Source organism: Paraglaciecola sp. (genome assembly GCF_030730205.1).
GTDB lineage: Bacteria > Pseudomonadota > Gammaproteobacteria > Enterobacterales > Alteromonadaceae > Paraglaciecola.
This window is the reverse complement of sequence record NZ_JANQVQ010000051.1, coordinates 1-5,179: the sequence shown is the minus strand read 5'-3', so window position 1 is coordinate 5,179 and position 5,179 is coordinate 1. Positions and strand designations below refer to the sequence as shown.

4 protein-coding genes and 1 pseudogene are annotated in these 5,179 nt (G+C 37.6%); 1 reads left to right on the top strand and 4 read right to left on the bottom strand.

The genetic code is table 11. The features are described 5' to 3' along the window. Positions 1–13 precede the first annotated feature (13 nt). Genes NWQ57_RS04800 through NWQ57_RS04785 form a run of 4 tightly spaced genes read right to left on the bottom strand, consistent with a single transcriptional unit; the run spans position 14 to position 4,736 of the window. Complete coding sequence (locus NWQ57_RS04800; protein WP_306020986.1) at positions 14–1,579, bottom strand: TIGR03016 family PEP-CTERM system-associated outer membrane protein; 1,566 nt, start codon at positions 1,577–1,579, stop codon at positions 14–16. 32 nt (positions 1,580–1,611) lie between these two features. Beyond that, entirely contained in the window at positions 1,612–2,505 is an 894-nt protein-coding gene (locus tag NWQ57_RS04795; protein WP_306020985.1) for an XrtA-associated tyrosine autokinase, read from the bottom strand. Further along, a complete protein-coding gene (locus NWQ57_RS04790; RefSeq protein ID WP_306020984.1) occupies positions 2,502–4,082 on the bottom strand; it encodes an XrtA system polysaccharide chain length determinant in 1,581 nt (526 codons plus the stop codon). The genes NWQ57_RS04795 and NWQ57_RS04790 overlap by 4 nt, the downstream gene beginning before the upstream one ends. A gap of 18 nt (positions 4,083–4,100) precedes the next feature. After that, positions 4,101–4,736, bottom strand: a complete 636-nt coding sequence (locus NWQ57_RS04785) for an XrtA/PEP-CTERM system exopolysaccharide export protein (RefSeq protein ID WP_306020983.1) — start codon at positions 4,734–4,736, stop codon at positions 4,101–4,103. A gap of 172 nt (positions 4,737–4,908) precedes the next feature. Here NWQ57_RS04785 and NWQ57_RS04780 point away from each other — a divergent pair. Beyond that, a pseudogene (locus NWQ57_RS04780) lies at positions 4,909–5,179 on the top strand (sugar transferase); the annotation flags it as partial.

Sequence of the window (5,179 nt, the reverse complement as noted above, 5' to 3'; positions counted from 1 at the left end):
AAATAATAGTGAGTTAGAAGGAGTAGGTAAAACCGAGTGTGAGGCGTTTGTCTGTGGCATCTCTGAGTTCATTTTCTGAGTTTCGATCCAACCAGCGAAAGGACAAGTCAACATCCGCATTGCGACTTAAACTGTGTTTACCTGACAAGGTTATTGAGTGAGTATCTTCGCCTTGTTCTGTGTCAGTGGTTTCTCTATTAATTAACTGGGTATTTAGAGATATATTGGTTTTTCTGCTTAAATCATAATTAAAAACGACACCGGCAGTTTTATACTTTTGTAGCCTGTTAGTCTCTAAATATTCAGTTTGTTGATAACCAAGATTAAAGGATATTTTAATTTTACGTTTATCGTAAGCTAGTTCGTATCTGGCAGACTTTGATAAAATAACTTCATCAGTTATGTCGCTAATAGTCTCATTGTAGGTTATGAACTGTTCACCAGGTTGTAACTCATAATTCAACTCTTGTGGTTGAAAGCAGGTTGAAAAGTCGCTAGCACCTAATTCACAAACGAAAAGCCCTAATGAATTTGTAGACTGGCTTAAACGGGCAAAGGTTGTAATATCTTCGCTGTAACGCAGACTACTTTTTAGATATTTCATTTTATAGTCAAATTGCAGCGCATAAGCATCGCCGTAAAAACGTTTGCCATAATTAGCACTTAAAGATGTACGCTGACTAAAGGCCCAATCCATATCGAACCCTACAAAGTTATTGGTATTATCACCTTCTTCGAGGGTATTGTAAGTTAGTTGAAAAAAACGATCGTCACGTGCATACCAGCCCAAACCTGCACCATAACTGGTCGTGTCTAAACTGGGGCGTGAGACTGAACTGTTTTCATCAAAATTGTATTGCTCATCTCGACCAGTTAATACAAATCTTAACTTATCAAAAATCTTGAATTTAACATTACCATTCAATGATGTTGATTCGAATTCACTTAGGTTAGTTCTGTCGCTTTTGTTGTAATTAGCACTGAAATCAAAGGTTACTATTTGCAATCTTCTACCGCTATATAAGCGGGATGACGCCAGAATATTACTGCTATCGAGTCCATTGTTACTGTCTAATGATTGCTCAGAGCTCGTTTCAGAATAACCAGTCGTCAGATTCAAGCCAAAATATTTTGGGTTGGGTAAAGTAAACATTAAATTCGATGAATAATTTTTGACTTTGCTCAGATCTCCAGATGCCAAAAGCTTGTCGCTAAATAGATCTTGTCCTTGATTTAAAGCACGATAAGATTGATTTCCAACAACACTAAATAATAGCGTTTTATCGATTATATTGACCATCGAATTTATGCTAGCGTCGGTGAAATTTTTATCTCCCCCCTCGTCATTTTGCCGAACTAAGGTTTGTTCGAGACTTAAAGATACATCAACCTTTTTACTATCATAAACACTCACTAATTTGGGCTGAAAAGCAATAGCTACATTATTGTCTTTGCTTTCTTCGCCTAGTTGAGTTTGTGTCAAGTAACCCGTAGTACTGATTGAAGGCAAGACTGTCAATTCTCCTGAAAAAGCAGAACAAGGAAAAATGATTAAACTGGCGATAGAAATTTTATTCATTGAAATGCTGGCACATCGCTTGATATAAACCACTAATTATTACCGGCATAGTAGTAACCATAACCAGTGCCATCTTTGTTCGAACTTTGAGATTTATTCACAACAAAGCCGATAGCCATATCGGGGCTTAAATGAGCAACAGCCTTTTGCACATCGATCAATTTTGACTTGTTTTCTTCAGTAACAACAATGGCTTGCCCTGCCAAATTAGCTAAAATAGCCGTTTCATTTATTCCTAAAAGAGGAGGGGTATCAACAATAACCACTCGATCAGGGTACCGATTGGCAAATTCTTCTACCGCTTGAGACATCTTTTCACTTGCCAATAATTCAGTGGATAAATGATGGGATTTACCTGCGGGTATTATTCTTAAGTTAGGTACATTGGTGTTGCACATTACCTCTGATATATCCGTTTTTTCACCCAATAGATATTCCATTAAACCTTCTTGGTTTTTTAGTTCCAAGGTACGCATTACGTTTGGTTTTAGAACGTCAGCATCAACTAAAAGTACTGTTTTATCTTTTTCTAATGCAATGCTTAACGCTAGATTAACAGCGGTAAAGGTTTTACCTTCACTTGGTCTAGAGCTGGTAACCATAATAATATTACTATTATTCAAGGATTTAGATAATGGACCAAAAGCATTATTTAATACTTTACGTTTGATCGCTCGATATTCTTCGTTGATCAATTTACGGCTACTGGTACTACTATTTGCTACAAAGCCCTTTGCTTCTAATTTCTCTAAATCAATTTGGATAAATGAAGGGCTATTGATTTCGTTTGGTTCATCCAACGATGCTGTTTGCTTAAGCTCTGCTTGTTGTTCCAATGAACTGATTTCATCTGCCTCTGTCTTTTGAAGTTCATCTTTCTTTGAATCTGCTTGCTTTCTTAAAAGAGCTTTTTCAATTGAGTTCATGCGATGAACCTCGTATATAAGTTAATAGACATAATATCCGCACCAACCAAGGCAACATAAAAAGAGAAAATTAAGCCCGATGATATAATGAATACAATCAATCGATTTCGGTTCGTTTTTTCGATTTGGACTAAATTTAAGTGACTAACACTTCCTAACACTGGATAGGAAGTCAAAGACGTTAGCTGACTGCCCCTGATTAATATAGGGTTTATTTGACTAATCAGAAATGCAATACCTAAACCTGAGCCAAAGCCAAGTAGCAATACCAAGGTGTAACCAATTAGCCTGTTAGGACCACTCGGTTTAGTTGGAGCTAGTGGAGGAGTTAACACTCTAAATTTCACATCATCTGATGAGATATCAGCTTTTTGCGCCAACTCTGCAGACTCTTTTCGAGAGAGCAATTCTTCGTACTTACTTTTAGTCGTACCATAGTTGCGGTTCAGCGCTGTCGATTCAGCTTCTATTTGCGGTACAAGATCTATTTTTTGCTTTAACACTTCAATTTTTGATTCATAATCTGCTTGCCTAACTTTCAAAGAGGCTATTAAGCTTTGTAATCTATTTGCTTCTAGGCGAAGCTCACTAGAGATAGAACCTACCAAATCAGTACTTTCATCATCGCCACGGTTTGCATAGTACTCTTCTAATTCTTTGGTTCTTTGATCTTTTAAATTGTTAAGAAGGTCGGTAGTTTCTATGACATCAGGATGCAGCTCCGTGTATCTGAGCATTAATTCGTCAAGCTTTCCTTCTAATGCTTCGATTCGAGAATCAAAGCGAGTGGTTAATGTCACGTTAGAGTTAGATTCTCTCACTGCAAAACTATCAGATTGAGGTTTATTACCCTTAATTTGATCTGTCAGCGTTTTCATTTGCTGTTCGGTTTCTCGAATAGTGAGCTTTGTTTGTTCTAAATTCGTTTCTAACATATTGAAATTCTGATAAAAGGAGCCTTGATTTGGCAGTATGTCAGCATACTTCCTTTTGAAATCAGCTAATCGTTGATCTGCTTCATTTAGCCTTGTTTCATATTCACTTATTTGCTCGTCTATAAACTGACTAGCTGACTCAGAGTCTTGGCGTGAATTACCTCTAGTACCTTCAACAAATAAATCGAGGGTTTTCTGGACCACTGTTTTGGCCATTTGAGGATTCTTATGTGCGTAAGAAATAGTGAATAAGTTATCACGTCCCGCCGACCTTAAATTAATTTCACTACTTAATGACTTGATTAAATTTTCATATTCAGCGGCATTTTTGGTACTAATATCCAGATCAGAGTCCCTCGCGATTGCCTCTAGATTTTCTCGACTGAGTAAGGTTTTAACCATCATCTGAACTTCCTGCTCAGGGTTTGTTTGAATCGCTAAACCTTTTAATAGCGGCTGCAACACTGAACGAGTGTCAACAAACACTCTTGCTTCGGAGCTGTATACGTCTGGTAATGAAGCAACATAAAAAAAGCCTAAAGGACAAATCAACCACGTTGATATGATCACGTATCTTTTTTTGACCCACACACCCTTTATATAATCGACTAATTGATCTATCGATTTCTGTAAATCCTGCATTTAATTTCTCGTTTTCTTTTAGAACCAAGCTTCAGGTATGATTAGTATATCACCTGGAAGAATATCAATATTCTGGCCTATATCGCCCTCACTAATTAAGTCATCGATTTTAACGGTAAATGTTTTCTGGACACCATTTACTGTTCTGACTAATTTAGCTCCATTTCCGGCTGCGAATTCTGTAAGACCTCCAACTGCAATCATCAGATCAAGCAGGGTCATTTTTTCTACGTAATTGATCGCTTGTGGGTTAGTTGCCTCACCAATGACTCTAACTTGCTCGCTAAGTGGGCCATTAAAATTATTGACACTGACCGTCACTCTAGGATTGTTAATGTATTTAGAGAGTTTTTCTTCTATTTCACGTGCAAGCATGGTTGGCGTTTTGCCTGAAACTTGAACATCTTCCACCAAAGATGTGGTCACCTTGCCATCGGGTCTTACAATAAATGAACCTGATATATCTGGATTGCGCCAAACAAATATCGACACCGAATCTCCAGGGCCGATGAGATATTGGTAATCATCGACGGATGTAGTGATCGAGGGGTAAGTTGTAGCGGTTGGCAATGCTCCGTTTTTACTACTGCAACCGGATAACGCTAATATTGGCAAAAAAATGAGATTCATGAATGTTATTTTGCTTTTCTTCATGTAAATTACACCACTTCTGTTTGGACTCGTTGCGCGACAATGTAACAAGGTTTGGACTGAGTCGACAACAATAATATATTTGAAACAGTTAAAAATAGTGACAAATTCACGTCTATTGGTCATACCGAGACGAAAGCCGTGGAATTACTGCGGTGATATGAGGAAGAAGTAAATGAGTTTTGGTAATCGCAAAGAAGTGCGTCGCTCCAACATTTTGATGATGTTAGAGGCTATTTTTATTAGTTATATAGGATATTTATCTTTCGAAGTTGTGACTCAATTTTACGGTTCACCTCCGGTAAGTTTGGTCAATTTATTTACAATCGTAGGTCTGTTTGCTTTTTTAGTTGTGGTTTCGGCCTTGTCCGTTGGCCTTTATGAAACGAAACTCAGAGAAACGTTTCGAGGCATTATCAGACGAATCTTTGTTAGTGTCGCGCTAG

What these genes read in the sequence shown, in the direction of transcription:
- NWQ57_RS04800 (WP_306020986.1), bottom strand. Translation starts at nt 1,579, where the DNA reads ATGAATAAAATTTCTATCGCCAGTTTAATCATTTTTCCTTGTTCTGCT.
- NWQ57_RS04795 (WP_306020985.1), bottom strand. Translation starts at nt 2,505, where the DNA reads ATGAACTCAATTGAAAAAGCTCTTTTAAGAAAGCAAGCAGATTCAAAG.
- NWQ57_RS04790 (WP_306020984.1), bottom strand. Translation starts at nt 4,082, where the DNA reads ATGCAGGATTTACAGAAATCGATAGATCAATTAGTCGATTATATAAAG.
- NWQ57_RS04785 (WP_306020983.1), bottom strand. Translation starts at nt 4,736, where the DNA reads ATGAAGAAAAGCAAAATAACATTCATGAATCTCATTTTTTTGCCAATA.